Origin of the sequence: Brevibacillus brevis NBRC 100599 (assembly GCF_000010165.1) — a bacterium.
GTDB classification, from domain to species: Bacteria; Bacillota; Bacilli; order Brevibacillales; family Brevibacillaceae; genus Brevibacillus; species Brevibacillus brevis_D.
This window is the reverse complement of the sequence record NC_012491.1, coordinates 1,179,028-1,196,509: the sequence shown is the minus strand read 5'-3', so window position 1 is coordinate 1,196,509 and position 17,482 is coordinate 1,179,028. Positions and strand designations below refer to the sequence as shown.

Annotated in this window: 18 protein-coding genes; 10 read left to right on the top strand and 8 right to left on the bottom strand. The window is 47.4% G+C overall.

Going from position 1 to position 17,482, the window contains the following annotated elements:
* Positions 1-74: 74 nt before the first annotated feature.
* The gene (locus BBR47_RS31180; protein ID WP_173362194.1) at positions 75-248 is read left to right on the top strand and encodes a hypothetical protein; all 174 of its coding nucleotides are present in this window, start codon (positions 75-77) and stop codon (positions 246-248) included.
* An 85-nt stretch (positions 249-333) separates the two neighbouring features.
* Here BBR47_RS31180 and BBR47_RS06175 read toward each other — a convergent pair whose 3' ends face one another.
* Complete coding sequence (locus BBR47_RS06175; protein ID WP_012684889.1) at positions 334-516, bottom strand: hypothetical protein; 183 nt, start codon at positions 514-516, stop codon at positions 334-336.
* 259 nt (positions 517-775) lie between these two features.
* Here BBR47_RS06175 and tnpA point away from each other — a divergent pair, with 259 nt between their 5' ends.
* From tnpA to helD, 8 genes are all read left to right on the top strand, one after another.
* Positions 776-1,174, top strand: a complete 399-nt coding sequence (gene tnpA, locus BBR47_RS06170) for an IS200/IS605 family transposase (protein ID WP_012684888.1) — start codon at positions 776-778, stop codon at positions 1,172-1,174.
* Between the two features lie 4 nt (positions 1,175-1,178).
* Complete coding sequence (locus BBR47_RS06165) at positions 1,179-2,234, top strand: RNA-guided endonuclease InsQ/TnpB family protein (protein WP_012684887.1); 1,056 nt, start codon at positions 1,179-1,181, stop codon at positions 2,232-2,234.
* 231 nt (positions 2,235-2,465) lie between these two features.
* Positions 2,466-2,840: a DUF423 domain-containing protein gene (locus BBR47_RS06160; RefSeq protein ID WP_012684886.1), complete on the top strand. Its 375-nt coding sequence runs from the start codon at positions 2,466-2,468 to the stop codon at positions 2,838-2,840.
* A gap of 131 nt (positions 2,841-2,971) precedes the next feature.
* The gene (locus BBR47_RS06155) at positions 2,972-3,541 is read left to right on the top strand and encodes an RNA polymerase sigma factor (protein WP_012684885.1); all 570 of its coding nucleotides are present in this window, start codon (positions 2,972-2,974) and stop codon (positions 3,539-3,541) included.
* A complete protein-coding gene (locus tag BBR47_RS06150) occupies positions 3,510-4,640 on the top strand; it encodes a DUF4179 domain-containing protein (protein WP_012684884.1) in 1,131 nt (376 codons plus the stop codon). Before BBR47_RS06155 ends, BBR47_RS06150 begins: the two co-directional genes overlap by 32 nt.
* Before the next feature lie 12 nt (positions 4,641-4,652).
* Positions 4,653-5,288, top strand: a complete 636-nt coding sequence (locus tag BBR47_RS06145; protein ID WP_012684883.1) for a hypothetical protein — start codon at positions 4,653-4,655, stop codon at positions 5,286-5,288.
* Positions 5,289-5,408: 120 nt separating this feature from the next.
* Positions 5,409-6,032: a DUF6143 family protein gene (locus BBR47_RS06140; RefSeq protein ID WP_012684882.1), complete on the top strand. Its 624-nt coding sequence runs from the start codon at positions 5,409-5,411 to the stop codon at positions 6,030-6,032.
* 253 nt (positions 6,033-6,285) lie between these two features.
* Positions 6,286-8,646, top strand: coding sequence for an RNA polymerase recycling motor HelD (gene helD, locus BBR47_RS06135; RefSeq protein ID WP_012684881.1), 2,361 nt, complete (start codon positions 6,286-6,288; stop codon positions 8,644-8,646).
* Between the two features lie 47 nt (positions 8,647-8,693).
* Here the strand turns inward: helD and BBR47_RS06130 are convergent, their stop codons facing one another.
* The 4 genes from BBR47_RS06130 to BBR47_RS06115 form a co-directional block, all read right to left on the bottom strand.
* Complete coding sequence (locus tag BBR47_RS06130) at positions 8,694-9,032, bottom strand: DoxX family protein (RefSeq protein ID WP_012684880.1); 339 nt, start codon at positions 9,030-9,032, stop codon at positions 8,694-8,696.
* A gap of 53 nt (positions 9,033-9,085) precedes the next feature.
* Positions 9,086-10,258, bottom strand: coding sequence for a bis-aminopropyl spermidine synthase family protein (locus tag BBR47_RS06125; RefSeq protein WP_012684879.1), 1,173 nt, complete (start codon positions 10,256-10,258; stop codon positions 9,086-9,088).
* Positions 10,259-10,630: 372 nt separating this feature from the next.
* Entirely contained in the window at positions 10,631-11,869 is a 1,239-nt protein-coding gene (locus tag BBR47_RS06120; protein ID WP_012684878.1) for an MDR family MFS transporter, read from the bottom strand.
* 51 nt (positions 11,870-11,920) lie between these two features.
* Complete coding sequence (locus tag BBR47_RS06115) at positions 11,921-12,841, bottom strand: ArsR/SmtB family transcription factor (protein ID WP_012684877.1); 921 nt, start codon at positions 12,839-12,841, stop codon at positions 11,921-11,923.
* A gap of 233 nt (positions 12,842-13,074) precedes the next feature.
* Between BBR47_RS06115 and BBR47_RS30150 the strand changes: the two genes are divergently transcribed.
* A complete protein-coding gene (locus BBR47_RS30150) occupies positions 13,075-13,353 on the top strand; it encodes a hypothetical protein (protein ID WP_155801072.1) in 279 nt (92 codons plus the stop codon).
* Between the two features lie 6 nt (positions 13,354-13,359).
* On the opposite strand, the gene BBR47_RS06105 is transcribed toward BBR47_RS30150, so the two are convergent.
* The 3 genes from BBR47_RS06105 to BBR47_RS06095 form a co-directional block, all read right to left on the bottom strand.
* Positions 13,360-14,322: a metal-dependent hydrolase gene (locus tag BBR47_RS06105; protein ID WP_012684876.1), complete on the bottom strand. Its 963-nt coding sequence runs from the start codon at positions 14,320-14,322 to the stop codon at positions 13,360-13,362.
* A gap of 181 nt (positions 14,323-14,503) precedes the next feature.
* Positions 14,504-16,294 (bottom strand): M3 family oligoendopeptidase, encoded by a 1,791-nt coding sequence (locus BBR47_RS06100; RefSeq protein WP_012684875.1) that lies wholly within the window; start codon positions 16,292-16,294, stop codon positions 14,504-14,506.
* A 125-nt stretch (positions 16,295-16,419) separates the two neighbouring features.
* Complete coding sequence (locus tag BBR47_RS06095) at positions 16,420-17,361, bottom strand: MBL fold metallo-hydrolase (RefSeq protein ID WP_012684874.1); 942 nt, start codon at positions 17,359-17,361, stop codon at positions 16,420-16,422.
* Positions 17,362-17,482 lie beyond the last annotated feature (121 nt).

The following is a 17,482-nucleotide window of genomic DNA, read 5'->3' as shown; positions in this document are numbered from 1 at the left end:
TACTGGTGGTAATCTTGGCGTAGATGTAAGAAAATCTACTATAATAGACATTGGTTCTGAGATGAGGTGAGATAATGAAAACTTTTGGGTACTTCATTACTTTCATACTGAACTTGATAGTAGCTTACTTTATATACGATCAATCCAGCTATGTAAAACCTCTATTACAGTCTATTTTTATCGTGGCCTTAATCGTTATCATGGATTTCATTACGAATAAAAAGAGCAATCAAGTAAAGCACAAATAAAGATATTAGTTAAAGACGCTTGCCTCAAGAAGAAAAAAGGCATCCCCAACTGGAGACACCCTTGGTTTGTTTTTCATCTTGCTACTTAACCCTTGAACCAGCCGCGTACACCAGAATAAATAAGAGCTCCTGCGAATACGACCACCGTGATCAGACCCAATCCATCCACCACCGGGTCCACCCCACTTAGGAAGGAACCGTCCAACGGCGCTTTCAACAATGCGTAGCCACCAAGAAGCCCTCCTACGTTGGAAATCCATTTGTTCATATTACGTCACCTCCCGTCGCAGCGGCCTGTAAGCGTTGCCACTGCGATACTTTACTCTATGTCGGAGGTTGACAAGCGGCTTGTATGGTAGTCCAAGGCGTGTTCACCAAATTACAGAATTTTTCGAGCGAGAAAGCCCACTCCTTTTAGGTGTGGGATGATAGCGAGATTGGAACAGGGGTGTCTTTAGACACGTTAATGTTCCAACGTCTCTTGTGTTTTTGTTGTAGTGAATGATTCAAACTGATACAATCAGTATATGGATAATTATAGAAGAACAGCCACTACCGTATCATTCATTCACTATCATTTTGTTTTTTGTCCGCGATACAGAAAAAAGATATTCCTCCAATCAGATGTAGAAATCAGGTTTAAGGAATTAGTTAAGGATGTTTGCGATGAATTAAAAATAGAGATTATCGCAATCGAAACAGACAAAGACCATACTCATCTTTTTTTAAATGCTTTGCCAACATTCAGTCCTGCTGATATTATGGCAAAAATCAAAGGGGTCACATCTAAAAAATTAAGAGAGGAGTTTAAACATCTAGCGCATTTGCCTTCTCTTTGGACACGTTCCTATTTTGTAAGTACGGCAGGGAATGTTTCCAGCGAAACGATTAAAAGATATGTTGAACAGCAAAAGACAAGGGGGTGAATACATGCAAGCGTTAACCGTTAAGATTCGTATATTTCCTGCTCAACCAGATATTCTTCGTCATTTAGGAAAGGAATATATTCGTGTAGTCAATCTGCTCACGGAACAAGCTGAACAACTTAGTTCGTTTCCAAAGACAACGACAAAAAATGTTGAAACGATTCTACCATCAGCCGTCTGTAACCAATCCATACGTGATGCTAAGAGTGTTTTTCGTAAAAGTAAGAAACTTGGTGGTCGTCCAATTCTTAAGAAACCTGTATATTTCGTCAATAATCAAAACTACACGGTATCTGAAAATACAGTTGCTTTCCCTATCGTTGTAGATGGAAAGACGAAGAAAACTGCGTTTCGTGCTGCGATGACTAGCCGAGACAGGGAATTGTTAAGCAAAGGAAAATTTGGATTGATGCGTATCATTGAAAAGTCAGGGAAATGGTACGCTCAAATTTCCGTAGAAGTGCCTACAAGCGTAACAATCAACAAAAACGTCATGGGTATAGATCTTGGTTTGAAAGTTCCTGCTGTTGCAGTAACTTCTACGGGTAAGACTTGTTTCTTTGGGAAAGGAAGACAGAACAAGTACATACGAAGAAAGCACCAACAGCGTAGACGCAAATTAGGCAAACTCAAAAAACTGTCTACCATTCGGAGGCTAGGCAATAAAGAGCAACGTTGGATGAAAGATCAAAACCACAAGATCAGTCGTCAAATTGTCAATACAGCTATTCAGGAAGGTGTATCAATCATAAAGCTTGAACGACTAGAGAATATTCGCAAGACGGCAAGAACAAGCCGTAAAAACGCAAAGAACCTGCATAGTTGGACTTTCTATCAACTTCAACAATTTATCTCCTACAAAGCAAATCTTGCTGGCATACAAGTTGTGGAGGTCAATCCCGCCTACACTTCTCAATCTTGTCCTGCCTGTAGAGAGAAGAACAAAGCGAAAGACAGAATGTACGAATGTTCATGCGGATTCCATGGGCATCGTGATCGGGTTGGAGCCATCAATATCATGCGCCAACCTGTGGCAGATGGTAACAGTCTGTCAGCCTAAGATGCTATACGCACTGTCTTAGGATGGGCTGATGAGACAGTCCTAAACTTGGGGGAACTACGGATAGCAGAAATGCACTTTCGACTACCACCCAAGAATCCCACTGATACCGAAGGTGTCAGCTTGCGGCTTTAGCCGTGGGAGTCTCAAAATTGGGCAATGTCTATCTTTTTACGCTAAAATAGAGGTCGAACAGATGTAAGGATATGCGAAAAAAGGAGTGACGCACTCATGAAGCTGTTTTTGATGCTTGGCAGTATCAGTGGATTCCTTTCGGTTGCGTTGGGAGCATTCGGAGCACATGCACTGAAGGAAAAATTGGACGAATATTCGCTGGGCATTTTCCATACGGGCGTGACCTATCAGACAACACATGCACTGGCTCTGGTGCTGGTTGCTCTGTTGCTCAAATGGTACCCGGATTCTTCTGGCCTCGTTTGGGCAGGCTGGTGCTTTACAGCCGGAACGTTGATCTTCTCCGGCAGTCTCTACACGCTGGCGATGACCGGTATTAAGGTTCTCGGTGCGATTACGCCGATTGGCGGAGTTTTGTTCCTTGCTGGCTGGGCGTTGCTTGCGATTCATGCATGGAAAACCGTATCGTAAACGAAAGAGTTCATATGCTTGCAAAAGGTTGGGATATTGCCCAGCCTTTTTTCTATGCAAAAAATCGAAAACCAGTTGTGTCGATTCTCTAATGCCTGGCGTCTAATTCTGTTGAAGAAGGGAGGGAGAAAATGGAATCCACATCTTTTGATGAGAAGTACTGGATTTCGCGTGCCAAAGAAAATCGAGAGGACTTTGCTCCTATTTATGATCATTATGTAAAGCGAATTTACCGTTATTTTTCATTCAAAGTGGGGAAAACGCTAGTGGAGGATCTGACACAGCAAACCTTTTTAAAAGCAATGAGTCGGCTCGATAGCTTTCGGGAAGAGTCGCTTTTTTCCACCTGGCTGTTTCAAATTGCCAAGTACACGCTCATGGACGAACAACGCAAGCAAAAGCGACGTCCGAGAGAATGGGAGCTCGGTTCTCTATCTGCCAATTCGTCTGCCTGCTATGCAGAGCAAGCAACCACTCAACTCGATTTAACCTCTGCCCTACAGCAAATCAATGAGATCGAACGGGAAATTATCATGCTTAGATTTTTCGGTGAATGTACCTTTGCCGAGATCGCACAAATCATGCAAATGGGCGAAAGTGCCGTAAAAAATCGCATGTATCGCGCCTTAGAAAAGGTAAAAGGAAATCTACGAGGATCGGAGGATTCTTATGAAGCGCAATTCAGACGAGATTGTTTCTGAACAAATCGAGAGCTTTTCCAAGTGGCTGGAGGCGCCTCACTCGGAGTTGAGCAGCGGGGCTCTGGCCTATGACGCATCTGAGCTTATTGACATCGTCCAACAGCTTGAACGAGAAAACGGAATGCACACCCCGGACGAAGAAACCGTAGCACGGATCAGAAGCAATTTATTCGTAACCATGCCACAAGAGCAGTCATCGGGTCCCCGTATCCGCATGAAAAGGATTTTCATGGCCTCTGCAAGCGTTGCGTCTTTCCTGCTTTTCACCCTCCTGACGCTCGGATTTTCCTCACCCACATGGGCAGAAAAGCTGAAGCATATACCGGTCATCAGCTCTGTCTTTGAACTGTTTCAAGAAGATGCTCTACAAATCGCCAACGAAAAAGGGCTAATTACCGCAGTCAACCAAAGCACAGTGGTCAATGGCATTACGATCACGGTCAACGAAGTATTTTACGATGGGATACAATTGGGTATTGGCTATTTGATTCAGATGCCCGAATCGACCAAAAAAGCAGCCGCCAAGGAAATCGCAGAAAGAATCGTACTAAAGGATTTTACCTCGGCTGAGCCCATCGATAGCACCGGAGCAGGCTGGAGCAGTGAGGTCAAACAGATGGAGGATTATTTGTTCGCAGGTGTTACTACCATTACCCTCAATGGAACTTGGCCCGATCAGTTTACGATGCAGGCGCAGTTATATGACTATCAAAATGCACAAAGCACATGGAACCTGAAACTTCCTGTTGTAAAGCAGTTTGCGAAGATTGACAGCAAGACCCTCACGCCTAACATCAGCCAAACCTTGCGGAGTAATTTTGCATTTCAAGTCAAAGAGGTTACACTCACGCCGGTATCCACAACGGTTGTACTAAAAGAAATTCCGCCTGACGACAAGCTATATGAGCCTTCGTATACTCTCCTCGATCCCAATGGAAAGGAAATTCGTATTGAGGAGGAAAGCACTGATTACGACGAGAATGGGATTTCGCGAAAATTTATCGTTTCCTTCAAGGAAAAACCCGCGTACATCCAATTAATCCCGCATATGAGCGGAGAAGCAGAACCGGATAAAGCAGTAAAAATTTCGTTACAGTAAAGGAGATCGACCATGAAAATACAACCTTTTCAAGCAATCGGCAGTTTATTGTTGGCAGCTGTTATCGGTTTGACAGGAGTCGCGACTGTAAGTTCGGGGCATACTCCCGCCGCGCAGCCAAGTGATGCAAGTAAGCAGGAATCAATACCTACTCTTGTAGAAGCCAGTTTTCAAAAGCTACTTGAAGTGGAGCCCTCACTGAAAACGTGGAAACTCATGGGGATGCATAAGTCTCCCATATCAATATCAGGAGACATTCGGGGAGTATGGACGTTTACCTTGCACGAGACAGGGAATGCAACGGATAAAGGGAAACGTTTTGCCGAAATGCAATTCGACAGTACGACAGGCATTTTGCTGCACTATCACGGTGGTCCCTTTCCCGTAGCGAAAGTAGCGACCCGCCAAAAGGATTACTACCTAAAACGTGGTCAAGAGCTTATGAACCAAATACTTGGCAGCGAAAATACGAAGCAGTTTAAAACCGTTAGCAACCAATTCATTGAAACAGGAGATACGAACGGATTTACACGAGAGCTAGGCGGGATTACTTTTAAAGCCGAGAAAGAGCAAATTGAACTAACCATTGACTCAGACGGCCGCCTGGAGCAATACCATCGCGTTCGTCTTTCTCCCCAGAAAAAGTAATCCAAAACTCGTTCAGACACCAGCTACAATGGTGTCTGTTTTTTCTTCCTGACACCCTCCATGGACGATCGCCATATGCTGTAGAGTTAGCAATTACCCCACTCACAAGGAGAGGAAATCATGACAAAGCCCTCCTATACCCGCCCCTCGTACTTTTTTGGCGGAATACCAGATGTCTACATGCAGATGGGGTACTATCCGTTTCCCACTCCTTCTGCTACGGAACAGCTGAGTCGGAGTGTTCACATTCCGTATGCGATGTCGATGGCGGATCAATGTAAATACTTCATGGGACAGTCGGAAAAAATAATCGTGGGCGATGGGGCTATCGGGATTGCTGCCTTGTCGAATCCCTTACGCTCCAGTGTTCATTTATTTGTCCATCACTGGATGATCACCAATCCATCCCCGCACCCGATAGAAGCACATTTCTTGTTTGGCAAAGCCTCCTCAATCACAGGTACGACTCTCTCACGTCAAGTGACTTCTGGTTATGTTCAACTCCCTGCTTGTCCAGCCGCCCAAGGGCAAATTTTACATGGCACTGGTATGACAGATACCTTTTCTGATCACATTCATACTGCCACACGAATCATTCCGGCGTCCTCTACCGTTGAGGCGACCCCTAGCGGACAGTGGATTCTCGGACCTGGCATGTCACTCATCGTTCGCGTTCCAAACGCAGGTGAGAAGACATCCTTCTCCTTTTCAATAGACTGGTGGGAACAACCCGTATATGGGTAGCTCTCGCCGGAATCCTTGGCGGACAAGTCTAACCGCAACAAAAAAGGGAACCCCCAAAGGAGTTCCCTGTCATTTCACTTTGTATTTTTCCTATACCATGTTGAAAAGCCAATTTTCACGTGTTAAAATGAGAATTGGTCTGTTGGTTAATCGATCATATGTAACTATTTTATCTCCAATATAATAGTATCACATTCACTTTCGATTGTCAAACCTTCAGGCCAAAAATGGGGAACGAAAAAGGAGCGGTACCATGAGCGTGACTGATCAAGATCGGCAAAACGAACAACAACGTGTTGAACAAGTCATCTCAGAGATAAAGAACCGAATAGATGACCTGAAAGAGCATGTGAATGTCGTGAGCGAGGATATCATCGGCATTCGCAAGCATTTTTGGGACGACGTGACAGTCAACTTCGAGGATGCCATTGAAGCTGTCGAGACTTACGCCAGTATCAAGCAGCAAGCGGAGGTCCTGTCCGAGCGTGAACGCATCCATCGCCATGCCCAAAATCAGTTGCGTACGCTACAGCGATTGTTGCAATCTCCCTATTTTGGCAGGATTGATTTTCAAGAAGAGCTGGAATCGAAGCCAGAAGCCATCTACCTTGGCATTGCTTCTTTGCTGGATAAAAACGACGAGGAATTTCTCGTTTACGACTGGCGCGCTCCGATCTCCAGTCTGTATTATGACTACTCGCCGGGGCCAGCCGAGTACAATACTCCAGGCGGTAGCGTAAATGGAGAGATTACGTGCAAAAGACAATACATCATTCGCGACGGCAAATTGCTGCACCTGTTCGATACGGGCGTGACGATTGGCGACGAGCTGCTTCAGGAGGTACTCGGCAAACAGGCTGACTCGCAGATGAAAAGCATCGTTGCCACGATCCAACGGGACCAAAACCGCATCATCCGCAATGAACGCAGCCGACTCGTCATCGTCTCTGGAGCCGCCGGTAGCGGAAAAACGTCTGCGGCACTGCAACGAATCGCTTATTTGTTATACCGTTATCGCAAAACATTGACCGCAGAGCAAATCGTCTTGTTTTCGCCCAACTCTTTGTTTAACAGCTACGTCTCGACCGTTCTTCCTGAGCTCGGCGAGGAAAATATGCAGCAAACGACTTTTCAGGAATACGCGGAGCATCGTCTCGGTGACGACTTCCAACTGGAAAATCCGCTTGAACAGATGGAGTATGTACTGACAGCAAGTGATCAGTCTGGATATGAGGCGCGGCTGGAAGGGATCCGTTTCAAATCAAGCTCCTTGTTTTTGCAGGCCATGGATGAATACGCGAATAGCTTGAAACAAGCTGGAATTATGTTTCTCCCTGTTACATTTAGGGACCAGACACTAATCAGTGCGGCTCACATCCATGAATTGTTTTATTCTCTCGATACGAATCTGCCTATCCCCAATCGGATGGTACTCGTTGCAAAATCACTTCTGACAGAGCTAAAAAAAATGGAACAGCGCGAACGATCAAAGCCATGGGTAGAAGATGAAATGGAGCTGCTTGACCGAGATTCGTATGTAGCTGCCTATCAATCGCTGCGCCGCAAAAAGCAGTTTCGGGAGGATACCTTCGATGACTTCGAACGCGAGCAGGAGCTCTTAGCCACATGGATCGTCAAAAAACAGTTTCAGCCTCTGCGCGATTTTATCCGGGAGCTCCAATTTATTGATACTCGCGCTATTTACCGCCAGCTCTTTTTATCACCTGACTTGCTCGGGACGCTTGCGCCAAGCACTCTCCAACACGATGTATTAGACAAGTGGCCAGCAGTGTGCGAACAGACAGCAGAGCGTTTAGAGCAACAGTATTTGGCATGTGAAGACATCCCTCCTTATTTGTATTTGCAGGAACGATTGGAGGGCAAGCAGACGAACAACCTCGTCCGTCATGTCTTTCTCGATGAAGCCCAAGACTACTCCGCCTTTCAGTTCGCTCTCATCAAGAGCTTGTTTCCCCGTGCCAAAATGACCGTGCTGGGAGACTGGAATCAGGCGATTTACGCCCATGCGTATCACCAAAATAGCTTTGATGCTGTCACATCCCTGTTTGAGCACGAAGAGACGGAGACCTTCGTCCTGACCAAAAGCTACCGCTCCACCTATCCCATCGTCTTGTTTACGCGGCAACTATTGCGAAACGGGAAGATGATTGAGCCTTTTATGCGCGATGGTCGCTTGCCAACTCTAACCAAAGTGACATCCCCTCAGGCTCATACCGATCAAATCGAAGCACGCATACGTGAGCTCACTGATCGTGGTCATCAGACGATCGCTGTTATCACAAAAACGCTAGAGGAAGCTCAAATCGTTCATGACGCTTTGCAAGAGAGATTGCCGATTCGCTTGATCAAGCCCGCTACTCTTTCCTTTGAGAAAGGAATCTTGATCATTCCCTCTTACTTGGCAAAAGGAGTCGAGTTCGATGCGGTCATCCTTTATGATGCTTCCGCTACATGCTATGGCGAAGAAAGTGAACGCAAGCTTTTTTACACGGCATGTACACGTGCCATGCATGAGCTGCACCTTTACTATTCGGATGAAAAAAGTCCATTTATAGATAACGTTTCTCCTGAGTATTACGAGCTGTTTGTTTAAAAAAAGAGATCCAGCTGACCGCTTACTTGTTCAGCCGGATCTTTTTTTCACCTTTTTAGACCTACACAAATTGTGACAAGCAACAGGATCAAATCCATCTCATAACCGCCCACAAAGCCTTTCGCCCATTTCACTGTCACAATCGCACCTGCCATGATCGCAGCTAATCCCCATGCGGCATATCTCGCCCCAACTCCAATGATCAGCGCGAGGCCGCCGAGTAGTTCTACGATCAACACCAGATACGCCAGCCACCCCGGCAAGCCGAGATCACCAAACGTCGTCACAACATTAACCATCCCTTTTTGCAGTTTGGCTATGCCATGGATGAAAAACAAGATTCCCGTCACGATTCGTAATAAAGAAAACGCTTTTTCGTAAGCCATCTTCTCTTATTCTCCCTCCCCTCCACCACTACCATATGCCCACTTGCGTACAATCAGTCTTGTGCTCTTCGACGGGACAACAGCTCAAAGCTTTGGTGCTTGCAACGAGGGCAGCCGCGTTTTTTCAATTGTTCGATCGTCACTATTTTTGCCTGTGCCCCTACCTGGATCGATCTTTTGCAACGTTTGCATTGATACTCACGCTTGGAAGGAGTCTTTTCACCTGTGTACAGCGACTCCAGAAATGGATGTTTGATCGTCGGAGTCGTCAGCTCTGTTGTGGTAAGCACGATCATCTGTCCCTTGTTTCCAATCATTTGCGCCGCTTCGTATTCATTGAAATGACTGAGCACCTCTCGTACGGTCAAGCCTGCCAGCACGAACTCCCGTTGCATATTTAGCGTAAAATCAGGTGATTTATGCGCGAAGGACAGGAAGATGGACAGTCCTTTTTGCTTTTGCAGCCCACTGATTCCGCGGGATAAAAACAGAGCCATTCCTTGCAGCGTGTAAGGTGGATCAGTAAAAAAGCAATCGTACCCACCCTGTAGCTTCTTCGGCAGCGGCTGCCGCAAATCAGCCTGATGGCAGGCAACGGTCAATGCTTTTTGCTTGGACACCTCCGTAATGTACTGAAGAAAACGTTCATCGATATCGACTACGTCAATTTGCTCTGGACGTTGTTGATTCCCTGGAAACAAGCGCTTGAGCAAAAGTCCCAGCGAGATGCTGACCAAATCATCATCCCCGACACATAATATTTTTTTGCCCACCAAGCTCTGATGCCGCAAGCATAAGATTGCCCTGCGCAGGCTCGTCTCGACTGTGCATTTGGACTGATCGATCTGTACATCGACTTGCGGACGCCCAGCAAAAATCATCTCCATCTCCGCCTGCAGGTCAGCCAGCTCGGTTTTCCAAGCTTCGTCGTCTCTCATCAGCTTTTCGTACAGCTCTCGATCCAGTCCACCATACCCAAGCTTTTGCTCAATGAACGCTTCCCCTTCTGCGGTGCATCTCACCCCGCTCCCCTGCTGTATGGCACCTGCCTTAATCAGCTCTTTTTTGATCGCAGTCGCCACAGGTACAGGCAAGAGTACTTTTCTTGCCAACTCTTTCGTAGGCAAATCCGGATGAAAATAACATGCAAGCAGAAACTGTTCGATCACTTGTTGTCCTTCTTGTAAACGCACTTGTTTATAGGTGTCTTCGATATAATTTTTCAAGTAGAATACCTCTTTTCAAAAGGGATGGACCCATCGATGCATGCAAAAAGGCAGAGCATGAACATTCGTTCATCTCCGCCTTGAGGGCATACGTTCGCTACGTGCGCGTGGATAGTCCCGCAAAAAAAACCGTGCGTAAGAGCACGGTTCCCGTAGTCGAGCAAATGGGTAGATGGATGACCGTAAGTTCTTAACTAATCAAGGCCTCCTCTGTTCCATAGCAAATAAACTCACATGACATGAGATTTTTGCCAAAAACAATGGGAGTACCCTATCCAGTTGCTTAGTTAAGAACACACACCGACATCAAAACGTCCCCTTTTGAAAAAGATACTTTCCATTATACGGCAATATCAATCAATCGGCAAGAAGCTACATGGCAGTCTCTACAATCGCATTTCTAGGCTGCTTCCGCTGTTCATGCATTCTGCGTCCCAGCCAATAAAAGATCAAGCTAACCAGCGCCAATACTCCCATGACCCCAAACATCACGGGGCCACCATATGCTGTGAGCACCATACCACCTGCCCATGGACCAAGGAAGCTGCCGAGCATGGTTGCGCTTTGTGCCCCATAGTAAGTCCCTCTCATATTCGCGGGACTGATCTCATCGATTTGCGCATACTCCGCTGGTATGATCAAGATTTCCCCGAGCGTAAAAACGATCATCGCTGTAATAAACCAAACCCAATTTGACGAAAAAGCAAAACCAACTTCTCCTATGGCCATCAATACAGCACCGCCTGCTATCCTCGCAAACAAGGAATAACGCTCAACCAGCCTCGTTACTGGAATTTGCAAAAGCAAGACGGTAAATCCGTTGACGCTCATCAAGGTTCCAAACAAGGCGACACCCTCCGAAAAGTTTTCCCGCAAGTATTGGGAGAGTGTAACAGACATCTGACCGTACACCGTCACTAACAGGATTCCGCCTGTGACAAAGGTAAGAAGGACGACATCCCTTCTGAGCACTTGCCAGATCTCACCTAAACTGGCTCGCTCCACCTCTCCGTTCTCCCCACTGTTATCGGTGACGCCACATCTCCGACATGCCACTACTAAAATGACGGCAAAGCTCACCAAGGATACCCCAGTCAGAACAAACGCCAGATTGCTGCCGGAAATCCCCCAAAAAGCACCGAGCATAGGACCAATCGCGAAGCCCAGATTGCTCGCAAGATAGCGATTCGAGAACACACGAAAACGTTTTTGCTCGGGCGTCAAGTCGCCCATCAACGCTTTTGAAACCGTCGCAAAAATCGATGCCGCCAATCCCATAACCATGCTGATTACCAATAAACCGATCGGATGTGCTAGTGTAATGAAGCCGATCATCGAGCACGCCATAGCAAGCAAAGAAAAAAACATCAGCTTTTGTCTGCCAAACAAATCTGAGAGAATCCCACCAACAAATCCCCCTACTGTTCCAGCCAAAGGACCTGCCCCGATAATCAGTCCAATATAGGCGTGGGAGAGCTTCGTCGTTTCACCGAGATAGATAGCCAAAAAAGGGATACTCATCGATTGGGTGAGCTGAACGAACACCGTCCCTGCCATCAACAGATGAACAATCGGATGATACGCCTCCAACACTTGCCTCATTTTGCTCATACTGATTCAACCTACCCTCTCAACAAAATCATGCTATTTCCGTAAGCAAAATCACTCTGATGCATGGAAGAAGGAACGAAGCAAGACCGGGAGACGCTCGACAAAGGCTTCTCGCAGACTGTAGTAGGAAATCGTCGTACTTCCTGTGTAGTGAGCACGAATCAGCCCCGCTCTGCGCAACGCCGTTACATGATGATGGACGGTGCTTTTTGCCAAAGATACTTGCTTCTGTAATTCACCGAGCGTGCACGTCTTTTTTGCCAGACAGCGCAAAATTTGCAGGCGCTTTTCATCTGCCAGACACTGTGTGATAGGCAACAGCTCCAAGAGTGGCTGTGGTTTGGTCGTTGCCGCATCTTTGACAGGGTACATGCAAGTGGCAAGCCCCCGATAAAAGTCGAGAACAGAAGAATGGGCACAATGATATTGCGGGATCAGTACAACCTCCCGCAAATCTGCCATCGGCTCAATCCAGATACCGTTTGTAACATGATCGACCAAGTCGATTGGAGGCGTTTCTTTGGCGCGGGCCGTCAGCTCATCGGCGCTCCGTTGCAGACTCTCCAAAATGCGTGGGTCCATCTTCGAAAAATAATGCTCATTCCACCGGGTAAGCAACGATAGGCTGCGATCACGGATTTCTCCCAAGTTCAGCGGGATTGTCTCCACCCACGGCGCGAGGCGCTCATAAATTTCACCGGGAGGAATGCTTTCCAGCCACCCAAGAAATTTTTCGACGGATTTGGTCTGGGGCGATTGCGCTACAAGCAGCACCAAGCGGTGGAGTACCTCCCAACGTTCGTCTGCGAGTTCATCTGCAAAAGACGCCGGGAGCTTTTGTTTTGTTTCCTCTAACCAAGCCGTACCAAGCAAACTATGCTTGCGGTCTTTCTCGTAAATGTAAGTGTAGAGGCTAATGATACATTCATACGCAGGAGACCATTCCACTCTGATCGAATATAAGTTATTCATTCTATCACCATCGAACGTTTAGTTTTTTTCAGTGTATCATTCTTGTTGGATTTTGCATAGCGCCATTTCGTTAGAATAGCTTTAAAGGTCCTTAATGGGGTCAACATAGTGGAGGAGAAGAAAAAGCACAGTTCTCTTCGACTCTGACACGCCTGCAGGGGGGATTCACTGTCCGTCTCCACTTTCAAAAGGGGACCGTCGAGCCAAAGCCACCCTACGGGCGGATGTATCTCATGGAAGAAGTGTTCGACAAGCGTGGTCCCCTTTTGAAAGTTCCAACTGGGGAGGCGTTGTCAAGGTCTACGATCCCTGTGCTTTTTCTTCTTACCAGCTTTGTTGGTTTATCGATACCACTTAAACCTTTGGCAAAAAAAAAACGCTATCTAGGCATTTTCAAGGGGGGAGCAGAAAGTTTTACTGAAACAATGCAAGAAGCAGACGCTGAGGCTCCTTGTTCACACAAAAAAAGTAAGCCCCCAGTTTCACTAACTGACGAGGCTTACCTATACTAGCTTCCCTTATACAAACGGTGGGTCCCACGCTTTTTTTCGCCAACCTAACCGATGATCAACGACGTTCAAATCACGATCCAAGACAACATCTACGCCAAATGGCAGCTTGCGGTTGTACCAAAAGCGCACATCGCTCCACGTGACTTCATAACCGTCGGCAATTTCCTTCCACGTGACGTGGATTCGTTGAGCAAATCCGAGAAAAGCACGAACGCCATCCACACCGACAGTAGCCTGGATGATCGCATCACGCTGTTGCTTCGGATATACATCCTCCAGTATCACACGCGTATACTCGATTCTCCCTGTGTAAAACAGTTCCTCCGTCTCAACGACGAATCTCCAGTGAAATGGATGTATGCTCGGGAACACATGGGATATGCCCCTTGTTTCCAATGCCCTTACTACCCGTTTGACGTTACGGTGATGCTGCCAAGCCCGCACGCCAATATACACGAGCGTCATGGCATATGCAACCGGAAATAACACGCTAGGATCTCCTCTAAAAGCAATCCACCAGATCGCGGCTGCCAGATGAACCGCGAACACCAGTGGCTCAAAAATCGCGAGCACATCCAAATGCACCCAACGCTTGCTAATAGGACGAATACATTGGACTCCATAGGCGTTTAGCATATCGAGAAAAACATGCAGCACAACAGCTAACAGCGTCCAACCGTACAAAATACCGAACTGCCCCATGAGCCCAAACCCCCAGGAAAGAGAAAGGCTGATGATGAGGGGCCACAGAAATAAGGCGGGAATCGAATGCGTAATTCCTCGATGAAAGCGAATGTAAAAAGAAATACCGCGAAGTCTGGCCACAGTGTCGAAATCCGGGGCATGAGAACCCACTACCGTTGCGATCATCAGCGCCTGTGCAAGCGCCGGATCATTCGCCACTGCCGGCGTGATATGAGCTAACCCCGCCAGTGTGACACCCAACAAAAGATGACTGCCAGTGTCCATTACGATGCCTCCCTTTACAAGTACTCCCTTCCCTTTTACTGTACGAAAAAATAGCGAGGATTCGATAAACCGCAGGTAAATGTTATCCGAAGATTTCTTCTGCAATGTTAACAATCTCTCCACGAAAAAAGCAGCCTGTCAGAATAGTGACAGACTGCTTGGAACTAATTTATTCGTACATTTATGCTTCTTCTGTCAGGCGCAGGAATTCGTCGATGTCTGCCACAGCCAGGTCAACAGCTTTTTGCCAGAACTCAACTGTTGTCATATCCTCGCCGAGATGCTTCTTCGCCAAGTCTTCCACCATCAGGCGGCCTGTATCTTGGAGCAGTGCATCGTATTTCGGCGCGAAGCTCTCCCCTTCTTCAAGCGCACGTGCATAGACACTCATGCTGAACAAGTACCCGAATGTGTACGGGAAGTTGTAGAACGGGTACGACGTGATATAGAAATGCAGCTTGGATGCCCAGAAATGCGGCTCGTAATCTGCCAAAGCGCCGTTGTACGCTTGCTTTTGCGCGTCTTCCATGAGTCGGTCGAGATCAGCCGCGCTCACGAGACCTTCTTTGCGCTTCTCATAGAAGTTTTTCTCGAAAATAAAGCGAGCGTGGATGTTCATGAAAAACGCGACGATGGATTGCAGCTTATCTTCCAAGAGCACCAGTTTTTCATCATCATTGGCTGCATTTTTCACAGCAGCGTCAGCGAGGATCATCTCTGCGAAGGTCGATGCTGTTTCCGCTACGTTCATCGCGTAGTTTTGGTTAAGGGCTGGCAAATCCCACATGACTTGCTGATGATACGCATGCCCCAGCTCATGTGCCAGTGTGGATACATTACTTGCGCTTCCCGCATACGTCATGAACACGCGCGACTGCTTGCTGACTGGGAAGCTCGTGCAGAATCCGCCTGGGCGCTTGCCAGGACGATCCTCTGCCTCGATCCAGCCCTCATCGAATGCCTTTTGCGCAAACTCAGCCATGCTCGGATTGAAACGGTTGAAGTGCTCAACGATCAGGGCAGCTGCTTCATCGTAGGACACTTCTTTATGTACATTCCCGACCGGAGCTCCTACATCGTACCAGCTCAGCTTGTCTACACCGAGCAGCTTTGCCTTGCGCTCCAGGTAGGCAACCAGACGATCTTTGCGATTGTCGATGGCCTGCCACATCGCGTCGAGCGTTTTTTCCTGCATCCGTCCAATATCCAGTGGCTCGCGCAGGACGGAATCCCAGCCACGATGACGGTACAGAGAGAGACGGAAACCACCCAAGTGATTCAGCGCTTGTGCGCACAGCTCCGTTTCCTTGCCCCAAGCTTCATTCCACTTTTCAAAAACATGGGAACGCACAGCACGGTCAGGACTGCTCATCAGGTTAGAAGCTTGCCCCACGGACAGCTGCTTCGTCTCTCCATTGACCTCAACCTCAATGCTCATACGTCCAACGACCGCATTGTACAAGTCTTGCCAAGCATGATAGCCGTCTACAGCTAAATCGTTTGCCAGCACTTCTTGTTCAGGCGACAGCTTTTCCTGTGCACGGCGACGGCGCTCATTCAGCACAAAAGCAAGCGATTGCAATTCTTCGTCTGCCAACAAATTCTCCCATGCAGCCTCGTCGATAGCCAGCAGCTGTTCTTCCCATCGCGTCAACACTGCACCAAACGCAGCCGAGATGCTTTTTACACGCCCACCCATCAGCTTGGCAGGCTCATCCTTTACATTTTGAGCAGTCAGGCAGGAAATGAATGCACCTGCTTGTCTCACTCGCACGGCAATGCTTTGAACTTGAGCGACAACTTCTTTGAAAGCGGCTGTTTCATGCAAACCAGCGCCAGATTGCTCGAAACGCGCTTTCAGGTTCGCAATATCCCCTTCCACTGTCACTAAAAACGCCCGAAAATCCTCTGATTCACTGCCACCAGGAAAAATCACATCCATATCCCAGCGTTGCGGCAATGCTTTTGTCATATGTACCCCTCCTCAAAAAACTCCTTCGATAAAAATATTTCTATAATAAGGTAGCTATTCCCTCCCCATTTATTCATATCGTTAGAAAAGCGACTGCCATGTAAGCAGTCGCTAGCTTTTCACACCTATTGAACAGGGATCGAAAACGTCTCCCCTTGTTTTTCAACAACGATCCTGTTCCTCTCGTCCCCCGCTGCTGCCAATAGACGCTCGAACGGCTCATCAACTGGCTCACGCGAGAGCACAAACGTATTCCAATGAATAGGCACCAGCCACTTGGCTTTGGTCTCCTTGAACATTTGCCACGCTTGCTCAGGCGTACAATGCGCCGCCTGATACGAGTCTGGCTTGTAGGCGCCAATCGGCATGAATACCAGATCGATCGGCCCGAATTGCTTCGGCAAATTTTCCATGGAGATATATGCGGTATCGCCTGGATAGAGGATGCGCACACCATTTTTCTCAATCATATAGCCGTTGTAGCCATACTCATGATTCCATGGAAAACGGTTGCCCCAATGTCGGACAGGAATCGCCGTAATCGTCAGTCCTTCTTTGGTTGTAACGGCTTCACCTGGCTGCATTTCCTCATACGAACCAAAAGGCATATGCTTGAACAGTTTGCTCGTCTGGTGCGCTGTAATGACATGTGTGGATCGATTCGCTATTTTCTGCAAGGTTGGCAGATCAACATGATCCAAATGGGCATGCGATAGCAAAATGATATCTACCTCGCCAAGTTCAGAAAAGTCGAGGGCAGGAGGTGTAAAGCGCTTGGGACCAAAATGGACACCTGCTAGCTTAATCCCCAGCTTCTCGCCCAAAACCGGATCTGTCAGTATTTTCGTACCAAACATATTCAACAGAATCGTCGAGTGGCCGATCCATGTAAATGTAACCTCATCGTGACTCCAGTCGGCAGGCATTGGTTTTTTCGTATCCAGATGACGAAACTCCGGCTTCGGAAGCTGTCCCATATGGTACCAGTAGCGGTAAGCCACATAGCCAATCAATCCGAGTGTGAGTACCCCCACTATGGAGCCTACCCATGTAAAAAAGTTGAGCATCAGACAACTCCCTTATCTAACTGTGATTTCCCCATTATAGCAAAAGGCATCATTGCTGTAGCAAGCCTAAAAAAGCGGCAAACTGCTTTTTACGATTGCTTACTTCCTCCTGCCGGGCTTG